Origin of the sequence: Tahibacter harae, from assembly GCF_024437735.1 — a bacterium.
In the GTDB taxonomy this organism is placed as follows: Bacteria; Pseudomonadota; Gammaproteobacteria; order Xanthomonadales; family Rhodanobacteraceae; genus Tahibacter; species Tahibacter harae.
In genome coordinates this window covers 80,674-102,647 of record NZ_JANFQO010000009.1, presented here as the reverse complement: position 1 = coordinate 102,647, position 21,974 = coordinate 80,674, and the positions used below count along the sequence as shown (strand labels likewise).

General features: G+C 69.0%; 12 protein-coding genes. 6 read left to right on the top strand and 6 right to left on the bottom strand.

Annotation, left to right across the window (positions count from 1 at the left end):
• Nucleotides 1-198 precede the first annotated feature (198 nt).
• The 3 genes from NM961_RS11575 to NM961_RS11565 all read left to right on the top strand — a co-directional run bounded on the left by NM961_RS11575 (nt 199) and on the right by NM961_RS11565 (nt 12,969).
• Entirely contained in the window at nt 199-8,685 is an 8,487-nt protein-coding gene (locus NM961_RS11575) for a beta strand repeat-containing protein (RefSeq protein WP_255914510.1), read from the top strand.
• An 11-nt stretch (nt 8,686-8,696) separates the two neighbouring features.
• Nucleotides 8,697-11,546, top strand: coding sequence for a CLIPPER-2 domain-containing protein (locus NM961_RS11570; RefSeq protein ID WP_255914509.1), 2,850 nt, complete (start codon nt 8,697-8,699; stop codon nt 11,544-11,546).
• Nucleotides 11,547-12,498: 952 nt separating this feature from the next.
• Nucleotides 12,499-12,969, top strand: a complete 471-nt coding sequence (locus tag NM961_RS11565; RefSeq protein WP_255914508.1) for a hypothetical protein — start codon at nt 12,499-12,501, stop codon at nt 12,967-12,969.
• Nucleotides 12,970-13,407: 438 nt separating this feature from the next.
• Here NM961_RS11565 and NM961_RS11560 read toward each other — a convergent pair whose 3' ends face one another.
• The 3 genes from NM961_RS11560 to NM961_RS11550 form a co-directional block, all read right to left on the bottom strand.
• Complete coding sequence (locus NM961_RS11560; RefSeq protein WP_255914507.1) at nt 13,408-13,854, bottom strand: hypothetical protein; 447 nt, start codon at nt 13,852-13,854, stop codon at nt 13,408-13,410.
• A 295-nt stretch (nt 13,855-14,149) separates the two neighbouring features.
• A complete protein-coding gene (locus NM961_RS11555; RefSeq protein ID WP_255914506.1) occupies nt 14,150-14,437 on the bottom strand; it encodes an EF-hand domain-containing protein in 288 nt (95 codons plus the stop codon).
• 437 nt (nt 14,438-14,874) lie between these two features.
• Nucleotides 14,875-16,869, bottom strand: coding sequence for a DEAD/DEAH box helicase (locus NM961_RS11550; protein ID WP_255914505.1), 1,995 nt, complete (start codon nt 16,867-16,869; stop codon nt 14,875-14,877).
• 197 nt (nt 16,870-17,066) lie between these two features.
• Between NM961_RS11550 and NM961_RS11545 the strand changes: the two genes are divergently transcribed.
• Nucleotides 17,067-17,990: a lipase family protein gene (locus NM961_RS11545; RefSeq protein WP_255914504.1), complete on the top strand. Its 924-nt coding sequence runs from the start codon at nt 17,067-17,069 to the stop codon at nt 17,988-17,990.
• A 133-nt stretch (nt 17,991-18,123) separates the two neighbouring features.
• Here NM961_RS11545 and NM961_RS11540 read toward each other — a convergent pair whose 3' ends face one another.
• The gene (locus tag NM961_RS11540; RefSeq protein WP_255914502.1) at nt 18,124-18,855 is read right to left on the bottom strand and encodes an acid phosphatase; all 732 of its coding nucleotides are present in this window, start codon (nt 18,853-18,855) and stop codon (nt 18,124-18,126) included.
• A gap of 116 nt (nt 18,856-18,971) precedes the next feature.
• Here NM961_RS11540 and NM961_RS11535 point away from each other — a divergent pair, with 116 nt between their 5' ends.
• The gene (locus NM961_RS11535; RefSeq protein ID WP_255914501.1) at nt 18,972-20,228 is read left to right on the top strand and encodes a winged helix-turn-helix domain-containing protein; all 1,257 of its coding nucleotides are present in this window, start codon (nt 18,972-18,974) and stop codon (nt 20,226-20,228) included.
• Nucleotides 20,229-20,283: 55 nt separating this feature from the next.
• On the opposite strand, the gene NM961_RS11530 is transcribed toward NM961_RS11535, so the two are convergent.
• Nucleotides 20,284-20,736, bottom strand: a complete 453-nt coding sequence (locus NM961_RS11530) for a hypothetical protein (protein WP_255914500.1) — start codon at nt 20,734-20,736, stop codon at nt 20,284-20,286.
• Nucleotides 20,737-20,875: 139 nt separating this feature from the next.
• Between NM961_RS11530 and NM961_RS11525 the strand changes: the two genes are divergently transcribed.
• Nucleotides 20,876-21,430, top strand: a complete 555-nt coding sequence (locus NM961_RS11525; protein ID WP_255914499.1) for a hypothetical protein — start codon at nt 20,876-20,878, stop codon at nt 21,428-21,430.
• Nucleotides 21,431-21,466: 36 nt separating this feature from the next.
• Here NM961_RS11525 and NM961_RS11520 read toward each other — a convergent pair whose 3' ends face one another.
• Entirely contained in the window at nt 21,467-21,916 is a 450-nt protein-coding gene (locus NM961_RS11520) for a DUF6265 family protein (RefSeq protein WP_255914498.1), read from the bottom strand.
• Nucleotides 21,917-21,974: the final 58 nt, after the last annotated feature.

The window sequence follows — 21,974 nt, the reverse complement described above, 5'->3', positions numbered from 1 at the left end:
GATTGTGTGAGATTGCGTGAGGCAGCGTGCATGGCCGCTCTGTAACTAATTCACGATCCTTCTGCCCGAAGTCGCCGCTTGAACTGCGCGATTGTCGCAACTTACAGAGGGATCGAACTTATGCCGTCGACCAGAGCCGCCGGGAGCGCGCCGCCGCCCCCAGGACGCCGTTGTCTGCGTGCGTTGCTTGCACTGCTGATGCTGCCGATTTCCACGGCGGCCTTGGCCGAAGGAAGCCGCACGCTGTATCCGTCCACCTATCCCGCCGGCGGTACGCGCGGCGTCATGGACGCCAGCAATACCAACACGTTCGCCGGCGTCGCTGCCGGCAACCAGTTCCTCTACGTCTACGCCCAGGCCGGCGAATACATCCTGCTCGGCTCGCGCAACCGCAGCAACGGCGGCGACGTGCTGGTCTATAACCCGCAGTCGTTCGGCCCCAAGGGCATGGAGACGATTCCGGGCACGGCCAATTTCGCCTGCAGCAGCCAGGCCAACCGCGGCACCATCGCCACCCGCGCCGAGGAACTGGCCGGTCCCGACAATGCCAGCGCCTCGGGCGCCGTCATCGGCGGCTTCGCGCCGTGCTGGTACGTGGCGCCCAGCACTGGCATCTACGGTGTGCGCTTCACCGGCGCGACCAGCGGCGGGCAGACCAACAACGCCTCGGTCGCCACGCCGCAGGTCCTGGGCGGCAACCTGACTTCGGCCTGGGACGTGACCGTGCGCAGCAGCGCGACCTCGGTCACCGACCTGAACGGGCGCCTGTTCACCTACGCCTGGACCATCTACAACAACGCCAACGGCCGCCGTATCTACAACGACCTGTACTACGTGTCGCTGGACGGCTACCGCTACCGCCAGAGCTTCCGCGGCCTGGATCCTAACCGCGCCGCGTTCTACGCCAACGCCTCGGGCTTCATCGACACCAACGGCGCGGCCCTGTATCACGACTTCCGCGGCAGCAGCCAGCTGGTCACCAACGGCCCCTCGGGCGCCGCCGGCATCACCGCGCAGCCGCCGCAGTACCCGATCTTCTTCAGCGATGTCTCCCCCGGCGGTCCGGCCAATACCGAAGTCAACCGGGTACTGACCGCGCTGGCGATCCCGACCACGCCCACGGCGCCGCAGCTGAATTCGCCGAGCTTCGTCGGCAACCTCGGCGGCAATACCTCGACCTTCTCCACCGGCGGCACCTTCACGTTCAACACGGTCAACACGCTGACCTATGAAATCGTGATCAGCCGCAACGGCGTCGACTACGATCCGGCCAACCCGCTCAACCGCGTGCTGACCGGCACCGCACTGACCGGCAGCCACAGCGTGCTGTGGGACGGCCGCGACAACAACAACACGCCGTTCCCGGCCGGCAGCTACAACTTCCGCATCGTCGGCCGCAACGGCGAAATCCATTTCCCGATGCTGGACGTGGAAGGCAACCTCAGCGGCGGCCCGACCCTGGCCAAGCTCAACGGCTCGCTGGGCACCACGGTCTATTACGACGACCGCGGCTACCGCGCGGCCAACGGTACGCTCATCGGTGCCCTCAACGCCCATCTCTGCGGCGCCGGCAGCGCCATCGCCCAGCCCGTCCCCAGCTATTCGCTGCTGGGCGTGGATTCGGCCGATGCCAACCTTGCCGGCAGCGGCAACTACTACCGGTCCTGGGGCGGCTCCAACGACAACAACACCGACTGCAACAACAGCGCGAACGAATACTTCGGCACCGCCAAGGGCCTGGATCTCTGGGCGCTGGAGAAATCCGCCGAGTTCATCGAGCCGGTCGTGATCGTGCCGCCGACCACCGGCGTGGACGTCACCACCCAGGTCAATGTCACTTCCTCGGTAATCAGCGGCGGCACGGCCTACGGCAGCTTCGTGTTCAGCAATGCCGGTACTGCGACGGCGAACGGCGTGACCTATTCCGTCGTGCTGGGCAATCCGGCCGTGCCGGCTACCTGTCCGGCGTCGATCACTTTCACCCAGGTGCCCGCGGGCGTGACGCCGACCTACAACCCGGCACCGGCCTGCACGATCACCTTCACCGGCATGCCGACGTCGCTGACGACGGGCCAGTCGCTGACCTTCAACTTCAACTACGTCGTCGCGCCGACCAACCCCGGCCCGATCCCGCTGACGACGACGATCGCCGCCACCAATGAAACCGCCGGTGCGCCTGCGCCGAACACCGCCACCGCGCAGACCGTGGTGGCCAAGCCCGTAATCAGCGTGGTGAAGAGTTCCACGCCGGCCGCCGGCACGCAGGTGAATGTCGGCACCGTCATCACCTATACGCTGAGCGTGACCGTCGCGAACGCGCCGACCACGTCCATCCTGAGCCTGGCCGATACCCTGGGCACGGGCCTCACCTTCGGCAGCGTGACCAGCGCGGGCAGCTTCAGCTGCAGCGGCAGCCTGACCTGCACCCTTCCCGCGGGTACGGCCACCGGCACCTACAGCCTGACCTATACCGCGACGGTGAACAGCTCCGCCGCCGGCAGCGTCGCGAACAATGTCGTGCCCACGGGCGGCGGCGGCACCAACCCGCCGAGCTGCGGCCCCTGCAGCGTCAGCCATCCGCTGCCGCCGCCGGTGATCTCGGTAGCCAAGACCTCCAATCCCGCCAGCGGCACCACGGTCGCCGCCGGCCAGACCATCACCTATACGCTGACCGCGACCGTCACCGGCGGCACGCTGAGCAGCCCGCTGGTACTGACTGACACGCTGACGGCAAACCAGACCTTCGGTACGGTCACCAGCGCCGGTGCCTACACCTGTACCGGTTCGGTGCAGTGCACCTTGCCGGTCGGTACGCCGCCGGGCACGTATGCGGTCAGCTACACCGCGACGGTCAATAACAACGCGACCGGCAGCGTCGGCAACAGCGTCGTCGCCACGGGCGGCGGCGGCACCAACCCGCCGGACTGCACGACGTGCAGCACCACGCATCCGCTGAATCCGGTGGTGTCGGTGGTGAAGACCTCCAACCCGGCCACGGGCACCACGGTGGCCGCGGGCCAGACCATCACCTACACCCTGACCGCGACGGTCTCCAGCGCGGCGCTGAGCAGCCCGCTGGTGCTGACCGATACGCTGAGCGCCAATCAGACCTTCGGTACGGTCACCAGTGCCGGTGCGTATTCCTGTACGGGTTCGGTGCAATGCACCTTGCCGGTCGGTACGCCGCCGGGCACGTATGCGGTGAGCTACACGGCGACGGTGAACAACAACGCGACCGGCAGCGTCGGCAACAGCGTCGTCGCCACGGGCGGCGGCGGCACCAATCCGCCGGACTGCACGACGTGCAGCACCACGCATCCGCTGAATCCGGCGGTGTCGGTGGTGAAGACCTCCAACCCGGCCACGGGCACCACGGTGGCCGCGGGCCAGACCATCACCTATACGCTGACCGCCACGGTTTCCAGCGCGGCGCTGAGCAGCCCGCTGGTGCTGACCGATACGCTGAGCGCCAATCAGACCTTCGGTACGGTCACCAGCGCCGGTGCCTACACCTGTACCGGTTCGGTGCAATGCACCTTGCCGGTCGGTACGCCGCCGGGCACGTATGCGGTGAGCTACACGGCGACGGTGAACAACAACGCGACCGGCAGCGTCGGCAACAACGTGGCCGCCACGGGCGGCGGCGGCACCAATCCGCCGGACTGCACGACGTGCAGCACCACGCATCCGCTGAATCCGGTGGTGTCGGTGGTGAAGACCTCCAACCCGGCCACGGGCACCACGGTGGCCGCGGGCCAGACCATCACCTACACCCTGACCGCGACGGTCTCCAGCGCGGCGCTGAGCAGCCCGCTGGTGCTGACCGATACGCTGAGCGCCAATCAGACCTTTGGTACGGTCACCAGTGCCGGTGCATATTCCTGCACGGGTTCGGTGCAGTGCACCTTGCCGGTCGGTACGCCGCCGGGCACGTATGCGGTCAGCTACACCGCGACGGTCAATAACAACGCGACCGGCAGCGTCGGCAACAGCGTCGTCGCCACGGGCGGCGGCGGTACCAATCCGCCGGACTGCACCACGTGCAGCACCACGCATCCGCTGAATCCGGCGGTGTCGGTGGTGAAGACCTCCAACCCGGCCACGGGCACCACGGTGGCCGCGGGCCAGACCATCACCTATACGCTGACCGCCACGGTTTCCAGCGCGGCGCTGAGCAGCCCGCTGGTGCTGACCGATACGCTGAGCGCCAATCAGACCTTCGGTACGGTCACCAGCGCCGGTGCCTACACCTGTACCGGTTCGGTGCAATGCACCTTGCCGGTCGGTACGCCGCCGGGCACGTATGCGGTCAGCTACACCGCGACGGTCAATAACAACGCGACCGGCAGCGTCGGCAACAGCGTCGTCGCCACGGGCGGCGGCGGCACCAATCCGCCGGACTGCACCACGTGCAGCACCACGCATCCGCTGAATCCGGTGGTGTCGGTGGTGAAGACCTCGAACCCGGCCAGCGGCTCGTCCGTCGATGCCGGCCAGACCATCACCTACACGCTGACCGCCACGGTTTCCAGCGCGGCGCTGAGCAGCCCGCTGGTGTTGACCGACACGCTGACGGCGAACCAGACCTTCGGTACGGTGACCAGTGCCGGTGCGTATTCCTGTACCGGTTCGGTGCAGTGCATCTTGCCGGTGGGCACGGTGCCGGGCACCTATGCGGTGAGCTATACCGCGACGGTCAATACCAACGCGACCGGTACCGTCGGCAACAACGTGGCCGCCACGGGCGGCGGCGGCACCAATCCGCCGGACTGCACCACGTGCAGCACCACGCATCCGCTGAACCCGGTAGTGTCGGTGGCGAAGACCTCCAATCCGGCCAGCGGCACCTCCGTCAACGCCGGCCAGACCATCACCTACACGCTGACAGCGACGGTAGCGAATGCCGCGCTGACCAGCCCGCTGGTGCTGACCGATACGCTGACGGCCAACCAGACCTTCGGTTCGGTCACCAGCGCCGGTGCCTACAGCTGTACGGGTTCGGTGCAGTGCACGCTGCCGATCGGCACCGCGCCGGGTACCTACGCGGTGAGCTACACCGCGACCGTGAACGCCAACGCCACCGGCACGGTCGGCAACAGCGTCGTGGCCACGGGCGGCGGCGGCACCAATCCGCCGGACTGCACGACGTGCAGCACCACCCATCCGCTGAACCCGCTGGTTTCCGTCGTCAAGACATCAAACCCGGCCAGCGGCACCTCGGTGAATGCGGGTCAGACCATCACCTATACGCTGACCGCGACCGTGGCCAATGCCGCGCTGACCAGCCCGCTGGTGCTGACCGATACGCTGACGGCGAACCAGACCTTTGGTTCGGTCACCAGTGCCGGCGCCTACAGCTGTACGGGTTCGGTGCAGTGCACGCTGCCGATCGGCACCGCGCCGGGTACCTACGCGGTGAGCTACACCGCGACCGTGAACGCCAACGCCACCGGCACGGTCGGCAATAGCGTCGTGGCCACGGGCGGCGGCGGCACCAATCCGCCGGATTGCACGACGTGCAGCACCACCCATCCGCTGAACCCGCTGGTTTCCGTCGTCAAGACATCAAACCCGGCCAGCGGCACCTCGGTGAATGCGGGTCAGACCATCACCTATACGCTGACCGCGACCGTGGCCAATGCCGCGCTGACCAGCCCGCTGGTGCTGACCGATACGCTGACGGCGAACCAGACCTTTGGTTCGGTCACCAGTGCCGGCGCCTACAGCTGTACGGGTTCGGTGCAGTGCACGCTGCCGATCGGCACCGCGCCTGGTACCTACGCGGTGAGCTACACCGCGACCGTGAACGCCAACGCCACCGGCACGGTCGGCAATAGCGTCGTGGCCACAGGCGGCGGCGGCACCAATCCGCCGGACTGCACGACGTGCAGCACCAGCCATCCGCTGAACCCCGGCATCGTCGTGGTGAAGACTTCCAACCCGGCCAGCGGCACGGCCGTCGCGGCGGGCCAGACCATCACCTACACGCTGACGGCGACCGTGGCCAATGCCGCGCTGACCAGCCCGCTGGTGCTGACTGACACGCTGAGCGCCAACCAGACCTTCGGTTCCGTCACCAGCGCCGGTGCCTACACCTGTACCGGTTCGGTGCAGTGCACGCTGCCGTCCGGCACCGCGCCGGGCACGTATGCGGTGAGCTATACCGCGACGGTCAATACCAACGCGACCGGCACGGTCGGCAACAACGTGGCCGCCACGGGCGGCGGCGGCAGCAATCCGCCGGACTGCACCACCTGCAGCACCACCCATCCGCTGAACCCCGGCATCGTCGTGGTGAAGACCTCCAACCCGGCCAGCGGCACGGCCGTGACGGCGGGCCAGACCATCACCTATACGCTGACCGCGACGGTGGCGAATGCCGCGCTGACCAGTCCGCTGGTGCTGACCGACACGCTGAGCGCCAACCAGACCTTCGGTTCCGTCACCAGCGCCGGTGCCTACACCTGTTCCGGTTCGGTGCAGTGCACCCTGCCGTCCGGCACCGTTGCAGGCACCTATGCGGTGAGCTACACCGCGACGGTGAACAACGACGCCACCGGCACGGTCGGCAACAGCGTGGTGGCCTCGGGCGGCGGCGGCAGCAATCCGCCGGACTGCACCACCTGCAGCACCACGCATCCGCTGAATCCGGTGGTGTCGGTGGTGAAGTCCTCCAACCCGGCCAGCGGCACTTCGGTGACTCCGGGGCAGACCATCACCTATACGCTGACGGCGACGGTGGCGAATGCAGCCCTGACCAGCCCGCTGGTGCTGACCGATACGCTGAGCGCGAACCAGACCTTCGGTTCCGTGACCAGCGCCGGCAGCTTCACCTGCACGGGTTCGGTGCAGTGCACACTGCCGTCCGGCACCGCGCCGGGCACGTATGCAGTGAGCTACACCGCGACGGTCAACAACAACGCGACGGGCAGCGTCGGCAACAGCGTCGCCGCCACGGGCGGCGGCGGTACCAATCCGCCGGACTGCACCACCTGCAGCACCACCCATCCGCTGCAGGCCAACGTCAGCCTGGTCAAGACGCTGACCGGTGAAGACGGCACGGCCGCGGGCATCGCCGAAGCCGGCGAGACGCTGACCTACACCATCACGCTGAGCAACAGCGGCGGCGTGGCCGCGACCAATGTCGGCGTCACCGATCGCATGGATCCGAACGTAACCTTCGTCAGCGCCAGCAACGGCGGCACCGCCGCGGCCGGCAACGTCACCTGGAGCGGCCTGACCGTCCCGGCCGGCGGCACGCTGGTCCTGACCGTGCAGGTGCGGGTGGCCTCGCCGCTGCCGGCCGGCGCCTCGCAGGTGAACAACCTGGCCTATGTGACCGGCACAACGCCGCCGGCCTGCCCGCCGGGCGGACCGCAGTGCGTGGTGACGCCGACCGCCGCCAACATCAGCGTGACCAAGGCGCTGTCGGGCGAAAGCATCACGGCCGACGGCGTGGCCGAGCCGGGCGAGGAGCTGACCTATACGATCACCGTGCGCAACGAAGGCGGCACCGCGACTACCGGCACCCTGGTCAACGAGACCGTGCCGCAGCACACCAGCTTCGTCACGGGCGCACCGCTGTGGAGCTGCGCGGTGGGTTCGCCCGCCGGCACGGCCTGCGACGCGCTGGTCAACGTGCCCGCCCACAACGGCGTACAGCCCGGCGTGGCCACGCTGACCTTCACCGTGCGCGTGGCCGATCCGCTGCCCTCGGGCGTGACCGCGATCGCCAATGCGGTGGCGCTGGACGACGGCACTCCGCCGGACTGCACCGTGACGCCGAACCATCCGGCCTGCGTGGTGGTGCCGACGGTGAACCTGCGCCTGACCAAGACCGTCGCCTCGGTCACTGCGACCGGTCCTTCGGCCTATCGCGCCAACTACCAGATCGAGGTGGTCAACGTCGGCGGCGCCGCGGCGACCTATACGCTGACCGACACGCTGCAGTTCACCCCCAACGGCGTCGTCTTCACCGGCAACGCCCAGGTCACCACCAGCGGCGGCACGGTCAATCCGGTGCTGAGCGGCGGCCAGTTCGCGCCGGTCAACGGCGTGGCGGTGCAGCTCTCCGCCGGCAGCGTGAGCGTGGCGGCAGGTGCGACGCATACCTATACGGTGAGCGTGCCCATCGGCGTGCAGCCCGGTTCGCTGCAGAACGCCAGCTGCAGCGGCGCGCCCGGCAACGGCCTGTACAACGCGGCGGCGATCAGCGGCAGCTTCGACCTGGACAGCTCGGCCTGCGCGCCGGTAAACGCCGACGTGGCGCTGATCCGCCTGGTCAAGACCGTCACCCTGCAGCAGGACAACAACGGCAACCGCTACGGCGATGTCGGCGATGTGCTGGGCTACCGCTTCACCATCCGCAACCCGGGCACGGTGCCGCTGACCGCGGTGCAGCTGTTCGATCCGCGCGTGCAGAACCTGCAGTGCGAACCGCTCACCGCCAACGGCACGCCGTTCCGCGTGCTGCCCGGCGACGAGCTGTTCCACGGCGCCTTCGATGCACTGCTCGGCGGTGCGCTGGTTCCGGGTGATTCGATCGAGTGCACGGCCAGCCATACTTTGACCGCGGCCGACGTGGCGCTGCGCCGCGTGGTGAACTCGGCCACGGCGACCGGCACCGGCCCGGCGGGCCAGGTGGTCACTTCGGTGGGCACGGCCGTCTTCACCTCGTTCCGCTGAGGACAATGGACATGACCAAGTACAGAAAAACACAAAGCAACCGTTTGCTCGTCCTCGCCGCGGCCCTGGCCGCGGCGGCAGCCGCGCCGGCGGCGCTGGCGGGAACGCTGCGGGTGACGCCGAACGGGCAGGGCGTTTCTGTCCCGCCGCGTGCGGCGGCCGGCGAGTTCGGCTTCAGCGTGAGGAATGAAGGTGCGGGCGGCTTCGCCGCCGTCCGCATCCTCGCGGACAAGGGCTACGCGGCGGAGTGCGCCGCGTTCACCAGCGGCGGGCAGGCCTTCGCCGCCGACGGCGCGCTGCGCGCTGGCGACAGCGTGAGCTGCGTGGCCTATCCGGTCACGCAGGTGCGCCGGCGCAATGCCAGCCTGGTCGTCGCGGTGCGCGACGACGCCGGCAACCGCCACAGCCGCGCACTGTCGTTCGCGCCGCGCGGCAGCCTGACGCCGGCGCAGGGCGTGGCCGTGCTGTCGGCCGGCGGCATCCACAACGATGCCAACGGCGACGGCGAGCTGCAGGCCGGCGAAACCATCGCCTACGACTACACCGTGCTCAATGCGGGCACGCTGGCGCTGTCGGCGCTGGCCGTGACCGACCTTGCCGGCGCGGTGTCCTGCCCGCAGACCACGCTCGCCGTCGGCGCCTGGATGCGCTGCACCCGCAACTATGCCATCACGGCGCCGGATGACACCGCCGGCTTCGTTTCCAACACGGTCGAGCTGAACGGCAGCGCCGCGGATGGTTCGTCCGTGCAGGCCGGCGATCTGGTCTACACGCAGGACTACGGCGGCAACGCCGGCGTGCGCGTGGTCAAGAGTCCCTTGCTCCTCGACGACGCGGACAACAGCGGCTATGCCAGCAGCGGCGATAACCTGCGCTATACCTTCGTGGTCAAGAACGACGGTGCGCAGACGCTGACCGCGGTGAACCTGGTCGAGCCCGACCCCAGCCTGATCGACGCCGCGATCGCCTGCGCCCCGACCACGCTGGGCGGCCAGCCCTTCGCCGGCCTGGGCAGCGGCGTGCTGCAATCCAACGATGCGGTGCTGTGCACGGCGACGCATGTGATCGTGCCGGCCGAAGCCGCGGCCGGCGTCGCCCTCAACCTGGCCGAAGCCAGCGGCCAGCCCGGCTTCGGCGGCGCGGTCGGCGGCAGCGGCGCTTCGGCGGTGGTGATCCCCGCGCCGGCCAGCGTCACGATCAGCAAGGCGCTCAGCGCCGAGAACGGCAGCCAGCCCGGTATCGCCGAACCCGGCGAACGCCTGAGCTACACCATCACGCTGAGCAACAGCGGCGGTGCGGCGGCGCTGAATGTCGGCGTGACCGATCCGCTGGATGCGAACGTCACCTTCGTCAGCGCCGACAACGGCGGTTCGCTCACCGGCAGCACGGTGAGCTGGTCGGGCCTGACGGTGCCGGCCGGCGGTACGCTGGCGCTGAGCGTGGTGGTCGACGTGGCCGATCCGCTGCCGGCAGGCGTGACGCGCGTAATCAATCTCGCCTCCGTCACCGGCACGCCGCCGCCGGACTGCACCCAGGCGCAGCTGCCGCCGAACTGCGTGGTCACCTCCACGCCGGGCGTGATCGCCCTGAGCAAGGCGCTGATCGCCGAAGGCGGCAGCCGCCCGGGTATCGCCGAGGCCGGCGAGACGCTGAGCTACGCGATCACCCTGAGCAACAGCGGCGGCAGCGCGGTCAACGGCTTCGCGGTCAGCGATCCGCTGGATGCGAACGTGGTGTTCGTCAGCGCCGACAACGGCGGCGCGCTCGCCGGCAGCACGGTGAACTGGACCAATCTCAGCATTCCTGCCGGCGGCAGCCTGGTGCTGAACGTGGTCGTGCGCGTCGCCGATCCGCTGCCGGCCGGCGTGAGCCAGGTCATCAACCTGGCGCACGAAACCGGCACCACGCCGCCGGACTGCAGCAGCACGCCGCTGCCGCCGGTCTGCGTGGTGACGCCGACGGAGGCCAGCGTCGCGGTGAGCAAGGCGCTGAGCGGCGAGGACGGCAGCCAGGCCGGCATCGTCGAACCCGGCGAGACGCTGACCTACACCATCACGCTGAGCAACAACGGCGGCAGCGTGGCGAACAATGTCGGCATCAGCGACCGCATCGACAGCAACACCACCTTTGTCAGCGCCGACAACGGCGGCACGTTTGCGGCAGGCCTGGTCAGCTGGAGCGGTCTCAGCGTGCCGGCCGGCGGCACGCTGCAGCTCAGTGTCAGCGTGCGCGCGCCCGACCCGATCCCGGTCGGCGTGACGCAGATCGCCAACCTGGTCTACCTCAGCGGCACCACCCCGCCGGCCTGCCCGCCGGCAGGGCCCCAGTGCGTGCTGACCCCGGCGGGCGAATCGCCGCGCCTGCAAGTGAGCAAGACGGTGGATTCGGCCACGGTGCTGCTGGGCAACAGCGTGAACTACACGATCACGGTGACCAACGTGGGCACGGTTCCGGCCAACAATGTCGTGATCGACGATCCGCTGCCGGCCGGTGCCGACAGCTTCAGCTGGAGCTGCAGCGCCAGCGGCGTCGCCTGTCCGACCGCCAGCGGCACCGGCGCGCTGCACGAGACCGTGCCGGTGCTGCCGCCGGGCGCCAGCCTGATCTACAGCGTCAGCGCGCGCATCATCGCGCCGGTGGGCGGCAGCGTGCTCAATACCGTGACCGTGTCGCCGGCGACCAATGCCGTGTGCATGCCGGCGGCCGTGCCGGGTCCGTGCAATGCCAGCACGCCGGTGCGCGTGATCGGCATTCCGCTGGGCGAACCGCGCCCGGCGCCGACCCTGGGCCGTATGGGCATGTTGCTGATGATGCTGGCCCTGGTCGGCATTGCCTGGCAGCGGCAGCGCCGCATGCAGTAACGCCCGGCCGCGGGCTGATCCGAGCGCACCGTCCGCCACTGCGGCGGGCGGTGCGCCGCGCGAAGCCGGGCGCGGCTGTTGGCTTGAACATCCGCATCCGCGCCGTCCGCCCGGACTGGCGCGGATGCTATAGTGCCGCCCGCTGGCTTTCGCGGGCGTGGCGAAACCGGTAGACGCAACGGACTTAAATCATTGAGTGCTCCGGAGGAAACTCCGGATGCAGAACTGCTCAAAGTCGGGGAAACCTTGCCCGGGCCTTTCCCGCCGACAATGCGAAAATTTCCGCAGTGACACTGCCGCCGGTTCGCGCCGCGGAGCACCGCAGCAATGCGGCGCCGCGCGGCGGAAACCCGCGGCTGGACGGCGGAAGCGTTCGAGGTGCCGGCGGAACGGATACTGGCGTGGCAATCCCGAGCCAAGCCCGGCGACGGGAAGGTGTAGAGACTAGACGGGCAGCACCTAAGGCCGGCCCGGCGGCTTGTCGCAGCACAGCCCGCCGGGACGAAGTGCGATCCGGCGCAAGCCGCTGGATCGCCCGGACGGCGCCGCTGCGGCGCGCCGGCGGAACGGGAAACGGATGGCAAGGCATTTCCGCTTTCCGGCTAAGGTGAAGGGATAGTCCAGACCACAAACGTCCGCAGGGACGGCGGCGAAAGCCGTAGCTGGTACGAAAATCCGTCAGGCTTGTCCTATGGGGGTTCGAGTCCCCCCGCCCGCACCATCATTACGCTGAAGCGCCCGCCGCGGACCTGTTCGCGGCGGCGCGTGGATGCGTGCCGGACATGTCGCGGAATGCATGCGGGAAGCGTATCCGGGGTTCCGCCGTGGTGGTCCGGCAGTGCCGCCGGCTATGCTGCCAAGAGCGGTGTGATCACCGGTTTACGGTAGCCCTGGTAGAGGGCGATGCGCGCCGGCGGCGGCCTGATCTGCGATGAACCACAGGGGATTACCGATGCTGATGCAATGGCTTGGCAGCGAAACCCGCGGCGGCGCCGCGCTGCGCGCGGTCTGCGCAATGGTTGCGGTATGGCTGATGCTGTTTTCCTGGTCGGAACTGATGACGCGCTTCCTGCTCTCGGACAGCTCGACACGCTATATGAACTACGTCAAGGCGCGGACCAAAGGCACCGGCTGGTACGACACGATTGCCGAACTGCCGACTTATGCCACCGGCATGCTGGTGGGCCTGGCCGTGGGCCTGCTGCTGGCGCTGATCTTCCGCCAGCGCCCCGCGCGCGTGGCGGCAGCCACATCGGTACTGCTGCTGGCGCTGCTGGTCTTCACCTATTTCACCGGCGGTGTCGTGGAGACGACCACTCAGCTGCGCTTTCTGCTGCTGGGATTGGTCATGGCCGCCGGGCTGTTTGTGGCGCCGTGGTTGATGCAGCGGTGGCGCGGGCGAGGGCAGAGGCTTGGTGCTTGAGGTCCGGATCGGGAATCGAGACCCGCGTTCTGAGAGGGGAAGTGCGAGAGCGGGGGATCTGATAGTGGCAATCGGGACAAGGATTCGAGATTGCGGATCTGGCGGAATTGTTCCGCGCAAGCCGGAATTCCTTGCGCGCGACAGAAGTGCATCGCCTTCAAAAACGCGATCACTCCCTCTCCCCATATCGCCCGGGGGAGAGGGCTGGATGAGGGGCAAACGCCAACGTTCCTCAGCGTTGGATTTTCGCCTCAATATTCAACAAGCGATAAGCCGCGAAACCCGGATTTGCCGCGACCGGAAACATTACTCCCTCGTCCAACCCTCCCCCCCGGGCAGGCCCGGTGGAGAGGGCTGAGACTTGCTTCGAATACAGCTGCACGCTACAGCAGCCGGCCCGATCTGCGCCGCAGCGATCATTAACATCCGGCTTGCAGATCACCCTGGCACCTGTGCCGGATAGATCAGCCGCTCTATCGCCATCGGCAGATAGCGCCGGGCGAAGACCGGCCGCTGCGGTTCCAGTGCGGCCATGGCGCGGCTGCAATCCTTGTCGGTGGGGGCGTAGACGAACAGGAAGGCGCCACCCTGGCGCGCCAGCTTGAGATCGTCGTCGATATAGCCGGCCTCGGTGCCGACGGCGCGGGAAATCTGCATTTTCATCCGGTCGATGAAGCCGGCATCTTCCATGGATTCGAGCTGATCGACGACGAAGCTGCCGGTGGCGGAACGGACCTCGTCTTCGGCGAAGCCCTGGGCCAGTAGTTCGCGTTCGGCGTCCAGCGCCCGCTCTATGCTGTCGAAGCCGGCGAGTATGTAGTGGCGCGGATAGAACATGCCGAAGGAATGGTCGCCTTCCTTGAAGAAGTCCCAGTGCGATTTCATGTCTGCCTCCGTTGGCGTTTGCGTAATGGGCGCCGGCTGTGGGCGGCCAGTGCGTGCGGGTTTACCGGTCAGAAGACGGCGGATGCGGCGTGGAGCGGCAGCCTGATGGCCGATGCCGGCCCGGCGTGACTGCGCCGGCGCTCCGATACAGCCTTGCCTGGCCGGGCCACTCAGCCGCGAGCGTTCGCACAAGCCGGCGCTTGTCAGCAGATGCGAACGCCGTTTCCGGCAGCGGGCTGCGCGCGGTCTCTGCCGCTTCGAGCGCGGCTGTCCGTTGCCGTCGCTGTGGCCGGCGTCAGCGTTTCTCCGCCTGGTAGCGGGCGAATTCCTCAGCGTCGAGCTTGCCGTCGCTGTTCTGGTCCAGGCGGCTGAACTTGCCGGCCAGTTCGTTGCCGCTGGGCACTTCGGACTTGTCGATGTAGCCGTCGCGATTGACGTCGAGCTGGGCCATGGACGTCATGGCATTGGCGGAAGGATCCAGCGAGGACGGCGGTGGCGGCGTCTGCGGCGGCGTCTGGGCCAGGGCGGCGCCGGACAGTGCGAGCAGCGCGGCGGGCAGGGCGCGGTAGGCAGTGCGGAACATGGGCTCACCTCGACGGCTGTAAGGTCTTTCCGGTGACGCAGAGGCCATGCCAGCCTGGGCGGCGGCCGCTGCGCGCCGGCAACTGCCGGTGCAGTCTGGATTTCCCGCGCCTGCAGGCGCGGCGGCCCTGGCAGACACGGCCGCGCAGCCTGCATGCCCCGGTGCGGGCGTCGGGCGCTTTGCATGCGGCGCGGTGTGGTTTGGTCGAGGCCGCCATTGGCAGGCGGTCGACCGATGGCGGGTGCGGTTATAGGCCCGGTCCTGTTGCCAAGGCTGGCGGCGGCCGGGCGATGTGCCGCAGGCGCTGCGGCGGCTGTTTTGCTGGGGCTGCCGGCCCGGTCAATCTCCGGGCCCGGAGGATCCGGTCCGCAGCCCGCCGGCGCAGCGAACAGCTATCTGCGCGGGCCGGCGAACGCGACGGGCCGGCCGCAGCGGTCTCAGCGCCGCTTGAACGGCGGCTTGCGCGGGGCCCGGTCGGGACGCGCGGAGTCGCCTTCCTCGGCGCGGCTGATGCGCAGCTGCTGGCCGGAGACCCAGACCCGTTTCAGGTGCTTGAACACGTCGCTGGGCATGCCTTCGGGCAGATCGACCAGGCTGTAGTCGTCGCGGATGTCGATGCGGCCGATATTGGCGCTGTCCAGGCCGGCTTCGTTGGCGATGGCGCCGACGATATTGGCCGGTTTCACGCCGTGGCTGTGGCCGACCTCGATGCGGAAGGTCTCCATGCCGTGCTCGGCCTTGCCTTTTTCCTTGCGCGGGGCGCGCTCGCGCGGCGTGTCGTCCAGGCGTTCGATGCGGTGGGCTGGGGCTTCGCCGCGGGCGGGCTTTTCCCGCGCCGGGCGCTCGGCGCGCGCGGCTTCTTCGCGGTATTCGCTCAGCGGCGGTGCGGCGTGTTGCGGGGCCTCCGCGCGCGTCTCGCGCGGCGGCGCGGCCGGGCTGGACGGGGTCGGGTGGCGCGGGCGCGGCGAGGCGGCGTTGGATTCGTCGCGTTCGCGCCGCTCCGGCCGGCGGCCGGGGCGGTCCTCGCGGACTTCGCGCGGGCCTTCGCGGCGGCCGGCCCATTTCTCGCGCTCGTTGCGCTCGAATTTCTGCTCCGGCTCCAGCAGCAGCGGCGTCTCGCCCTGGACCAGGCGCGCCAGCGCCGCGGCGATCTCGATGGCCGGGACGTCGTGCTCGGTCTCGTACTGCTCGATCAGCTGCTGGAACAGTTCCAGTCCGCCGGCGGCGCGCGAATCGCTGATGCGCTGCTTGAAGCGGGCGATGCGCTGGTCGTTGACCGCTTCCACGGTCGGCAGGGTCATGGGTTCGATCGGCTGGCGCGTGGCGCGCTCGATCGCGCGCAGCATGCCGCGCTCGCGCGGCGCCACGAACAGGATGGCGTCGCCGCTGCGGCCGGCGCGGCCGGTGCGGCCTATGCGGTGGACATAGGCCTCGGTGTCGTAGGGAATGTCGTAGTTCAGCACGTGGCTGATGCGCTCTACGTCCAGCCCGCGCGCGGCCACGTCGGTGGCCACGAGGATGTCGATCTGGCCGTCCTTGAGGCGCTGGATGGTGCGCTCGCGCTGCTGCTGCTGGATGTCGCCGTTGATCGCCGCGGCGGCCATGCCGCGCGCGGCGAGCTTTTCCGCCAGTTCCTCGGTCGCCGCCTTGGTGCGGGCGAAGATGATCATGGCATCGAAGGGTTCGGCTTCGAGGATGCGGGTCAGCGCGTCGAGCTTGTGCACCCCGCTGACCTGCCAGTAGCGCTGGCGGATATTGGTCGCGGTGGTGGTCTTGGCCTTGATGGTGACTTCGGCCGGATCCTTGAGGTGGGTCTGGGCGATGCGCCGTATCGGCGCCGGCATCGTGGCGGAGAACAGCGCGATCTGGCGTGTGGGCGGGGTCTTCTGCAGCACCGCCTCGACATCGTCGACGAAGCCCATGCGCAGCATCTCGTCGGCCTCGTCCAGCACCAGGCAGCGCAGGGCGGACAGGTCCAGCGTGCCGCGCTCCAGGTGGTCGATCACGCGCCCCGGCGTGCCGACCACGACCTGTACGCCGCGACGCAGCGCATGCAGCTGCGGGCCGTAGCCCTGGCCGCCGTAGATCGGCAGCACCTGGAAGCCGGGCAGGTGGGCGGCGTATTTCTGGAAGGCCTCGGCCACCTGGATCGCCAGTTCGCGCGTCGGCGCGAGCACCAGGGCCTGGGGCAGGCGCTGTTCGGGGTCTATGCGCGCCAGGATGGGCAGGGCGAAGGCGGCGGTCTTGCCGGTGCCGGTCTGGGCCTGGCCCAGCACATCGCGGCCGGCCAGCAGCGGCGGGATGGTCGCGGCCTGGATCGGCGAAGGGGATTCGTAGCCTACGTCGTCCAGCGCGCGCAGCACGCCGGCCGGCAGGTCCAGGTCGCGGAAGGTCAGGGGAGCCGGCGTGGCGTTTTCGGTGTCGTCGGTCATGGGCTGGCTCGCGGCGGGGCGGCCTATTGTCGCCGATAAGGCCGCGAAATGCTTGATAGGTCTTCGTTTCCCCTTGCGCTTGCTGTGCTGGCGCGGGAAAAGGCGACAAAGGAAAAATTGCGCTACAGTCCGGCCGCGCCCGGGCCTGGCGCCGTTCCGCCGCGCCGCGCGCGGCATCCGCAGACGAGGATCAGGCAATGACGGCAACGTTCAGTACCAGCGGCAGCGGCGATGCGGTGGGCCAGGTCGGCATGACCCTGGCGTCCATCGCCTACGCGCCGGACCAGGCCACCATCGCCAGCCTGCTGGCGGATACCAGCATCGCCACCCAGGGCAACTGGAGCCTGGCCTGGTATGCCAGCGACAGCGGCAACCAGGTGTTCGTGGCGCAGGACAAGACCAGCGGCCAATACGCCATCGCCATCCGCGGTTCGGTCACCGATCCGCGCACACGCGCCTTCTGGATCGACTGGTTCGGCCAGGATCTCAGTGTGTTCCGCTCGGCCCTGTGGCCCTACGGCGGCGCGCCGGAAGGTTCGCGCGTCGCGCGCGGCTCGCTGCAGGGGCTGGGCAGCCTGCTGACCTTGAAGAACAGCGACGGCACCACTCTGGTCAGCTTCCTGCGTGCCGCGCAGCGGCCGTATCTCACGGCCGTGGTCGGCCACAGCCTGGGCGGGGCGCTGGCGACGATGCTCGCGGCCTATCTGCACCAGGAATTCTCGCCGGACCAGAACGTGCTGGATTTCTGGCCGGTCACCTTCGCCGGCCCCACCGCCGGCGACGCGGCCTTCGCGGGCTGGCTGGAAACCCAGTTCGCCATGACCAACAGCCGCTACTACAACAGCGACGACGTGGTGCCGCATGCCTGGCAGGCGCTGGACTGGATACGCCATTCCTTTCCGGGCGGGCCCAGCCTGCCGCTGCTGCTGGTACCGCCGCTGGACGGCATCGAGGGCGTGCTCAAGCTCGAAAAGGTCGGCTATACCCAGCCGGGCCCCGGCGTGGTGCTGCAGGGCGTGATCAACGCCGGCGACGACTGGTTCGCCGAAGCCGGCCTGCAGCACAGCGGGCAGAACTACCTGGCGCTGCTGGGAGCGCCGCCGGTCAACAACGGAACCTGAGGCGGTACCGGCCCAGCCCGCGGCGGCGCCAGGGCGCTACGCGGAGCCGCGCTTCGTTTCCCGCGGCCCGGGATTCCCCGCCGCGATTCCTGACAAGAACCGCGGCGCTGCCGGCCGGCAGCGCCGCCACGCATCACGGCGCCGCCGCCTTGGCTGGCTGCCAGGCGGCGAGTTCTTCCCGCGCCGCGGCGAAATCGCTGCGGAATTCCTCCTGCCGGCGCAGCTCGGCCAGGATCACGCTGGCGGCGATGGCGCCGGCCTCGATGTCGCTGGGGTAGTGCACGCCCAGCACCAGGCGGCCGCGGGCGAAACGGTCGGCGCGCTCGAAAATGGCGCGGCGCTGTGCCGGCAGCAGGTCCGACAGCACCAGCGCGTACAGCCGCGCCAGGGCGCCGTGGCCGCTGGGATAGGTGGCACCGTCCGGGCGCTGCTGCGGCTGCACGGCGCTGGAGGCGAGGAAGGGACGCGGGCGGTTCCAGTGATCCTTCACGGGATTGACCTTGGCGCCTATCGATTTGGTCAGGCGCTCGAACAGCGCCGCGGTGCGCGGCAGCCGCGGCGCGCTGAATCCCTCGCCCAGCGTATCGGCGAAACGGAATACCGAGGCTTCCGCATCGGCCCTGGCCAGGGCCAGTTCGGCTTCGCTGCGCGACTGCTGTATCGCCAGCACCTGGGCCAGGTCTTCCTTGTCCGCGGCAGAACCCGCGGCCGGCGGCGGCGGCAGCAGGGTGACCAGATCCAGCGTCGCCTCCAGCACATAAGGCCTGGGCGGCTCCGGCGCCTTCTGCGCGAATGCGGGTACGGCGGCGAACAGCAGCGCGGTCAGCAGACCTTGCACAAGACGGGGCAGGGACAGGACGGTCACGGCGGGCTTCCGGTGGCGGCGGCCATCCAGTGTGCCATGGCCGCGCACGGTTCTGTCCTCATTTGCGCGCGCGCACTGCGCTTACACTGCGGCGGATTCCGTCGCAGGGAGCGCCTATGTCCGCCGTCGATCCGCCGCTGCATCTGAACCTGCGCCAGGCGCGTCTGCTGCACCTGGCGGCGCAGGGACTGCTGGTGCCGCCGCGGGCCCGGCCCACGCCGGCGCGGCTGGTTGCGGCGATTGCGCAGATGCAATTGCTGCAGATCGACACCATCCATGTGGTGGCGCGCAGTCCGTACCTGACCTTGTTCTCGCGCCTTGGCAGCTATCCGGCCGAATGGCTGGAGCAGGTGCTGGCGCAGGGACGCATCTTCGAGACCTGGGCGCACGAAGCCTGTTTCGCGCCCATGGCCGATCTGGATTTGCATACGGCGTATCGTCCCGCGCGATTGCAGCACTGGGCCCTGCGCCATGCCCAGCGCGTGCGCGCCTCGCACCGGCGCGAGACCGACGATCTGCTCGCCCATGTGGCCGAACGCGGCGCGGTGCGTTCGGCCGATTTCGCGCGCCAGGACGGCCAGGCCAGCGGCGGCTGGTGGGGCTGGAAGGCGGAAAAGCGCTGGCTGGAGGCGCTGTTCGGCACCGGCGAGCTGATGGTCGCGCGGCGCGACAATTTCCAGCGCGTCTACGATCTGCGCGAACGCGTGCTGGCCAAGGCGCAGCGCTACCGCGTGGCGCGGGCCGAGACCGCGCCGGACGCGGTCAAGCAGGAATGGATCGCGCGCTCGGTCAAGGCATTGGGAGTGACCCAGGCGCGCTGGATTGCCGACTATTTCCGCCTGGGCCGCCAGATCACGCCCGCAGAGCTGGCGCCGCTGCTGGAGCGCGGCGAGATTTTCCCGGTACAGGTCGCCGGCTGGGACAAGCCCGGCTATGTGCACGCCGACCACGCCGCGCTGGCCGCACGCGCCGCGCGCGGCCGCCTGCGCGCAACCCACAGCAGCCTGCTTTCACCGTTCGATCCGGTGGTGTGGGACCGCGACCGCGCCGCCGCCCTGTTCGGCTTCGACTACCGCATTGAGTGCTATACGCCGGAACCCAAGCGCCGCTACGGCTATTTCGTGCTTCCTATCCTGCAGCGCGGCCGCCTGGCCGGGCGGCTGGATGCCAAGGCGCACCGCAAGGAGGGCGTGTTCGAGGTCAAGGCGATCTTCCTCGAAGAAGGCGTGGAGCCCGACGAACAGCTGCTGCAGGACGTGGCCGAAGCGATCCGCCGTTGCGCCGGATGGCATGGCACGCCGACGGTGAAGCTCGGGCGCAGCGAGCCGCGCGGCCTGGCTGCCAAGTTGCGGAAGGCGGTGATTCGGGATTAAGGATCCGGGATTCGCAACAGCGCGCCTCGCCCTGCTGTTACGAATCCCGGCACTTCTAGAACAGATCGAACCGCAACCCCTCGCGCTCGTTGTCCCAGATCGTGCTCACCACCCACCAGCGTGCGCCGTCGTGGAACAGCTGTATCGAGTTGGCGCCGCGCTTGAGCAGTACCGGCGAGCCCGGCGCGGGGCGGGCATCGTAGCGGCTCCAGACGTGGGCGACCTGGCCGAAGCGTTCGATGCGGCAGGCGGTCTCGACCTCGAAGAAATCGTTCTGGGCAAAGAACGGCGTGACGTTGAGGATGTATTCCTCGACCGTGAAGCTTTCGGCGCGGGGCCTGCCGTCGGCGTCGATGACGGTGCGCAGGCTGCGCGAATCGGGGCGGTGCAGGGCGCGGAAGCGGTCCCAGTCGCGCGGGGCGCCGGCGGCGCCGGAGATGCAGGCATAGATCGCCGGCACCAGAGTTTCGATCTGTTGTGCGTCCTGCCAGGCCTGTTCGTGTCGCATGGTCGTCGTCGTTCCTGCGGGGAGTGCTGAGCCTGTTGCGCGCGCGCGGCCGCTCCCAGTGCTGGAAGTCGGGGCTGCGTTGCCGCCGCGGCGGGCCTGCACCACCATACGGCGCGCGCCATCATTTCTGGAGAACCGCATGTTTGCTTCGCGTAGTCTTGCCGGCCTGTTGCTGCTGACCCTGGCCCTTTCCGCCGCGGCCGAGGACGGCCATCTGCTGCGCAAGCAGCGTTTTGCCGGCAGCGCCCACGTAGGCCCGGTCCAGCTGCAGCCGGTGCAGTTCGAGTTCGCCTGCCATCCGGCCAAAAATGGCGCGCTCAGCGTCAGCGTGGTGCTGAGCAAGGGCGACAACGCCGGCGGCTTCGCGCTGGATGCCTACGAAGGACCCGACGGTGCCGGCGAGCAGGGCGACGTGGCCGAGTGGAGCGTGGATACCCGCGGCGACGGTCTGCAGGTGAAAGGGCCGATCAGCGGCTGGTATGGCGTGGACGGCGACGGCTTCATCGTTGCGCGCTCGCAGCCCAATGCCAGGCCCGGTGCACTGGGAAGCTTGGTGAAGGCCGTGGTCGATGCCCAGTCCAGGCGCCTGCGTCTGTCGGTGGCCGCGCCGGGCAAGGGCGAACCGCTGCAGGCCGAGCTGCTGCTGGACGGCAAGCAGGAGGCGATACGCGAAGTGGTGGCGGCCTGTCTTTGAGTCCGCTGCCGCAGGCAGCGTCAGCCGTGCCCCCGGCTAGCGGCCGACGCGGCGGTAGTTCCAGCGTTCCTCGCGCGGCTTGCCGTTCTGGCTGCCTTCGACGCGCGCGGCCAGCTCGTCCGCGCCGCGGCGCTCATAGACGATGCGCTGCGGAAAATCGTGCGCGGTGTTTTCAAACTCGATGCTGTCCGCGCCGGCCTTGACCGCGCGGAATTCGGTCGGCTCGCGGCCGCCGGGTTGGGCGATGTAGTACAGCGCGCCGGCACGCTGTTCTATGCGCACGAATTCAAAGAACGGCCGCTTGCCGCCGGTGGTGCGGCTCATGCCGGTCATCAGTCCCTGCGCCGGCGCGAGCCAGACTTCGTCCGTGCTGCGGCCCGCGCTTTCCGTGCGCCAGTGGCCGGCCAGCCACTGCGGCAGTTCCAGGGCGGAAACCGGCTGGGCGAGCAGGGCCAGCGACAGGGCGGCGCGGCGAAGGGCATGCATGGACAAGCTCCGGCGGCGGGAACCAGGCGTGCCTGCATGCTAAGTCATGTGCCAGCCC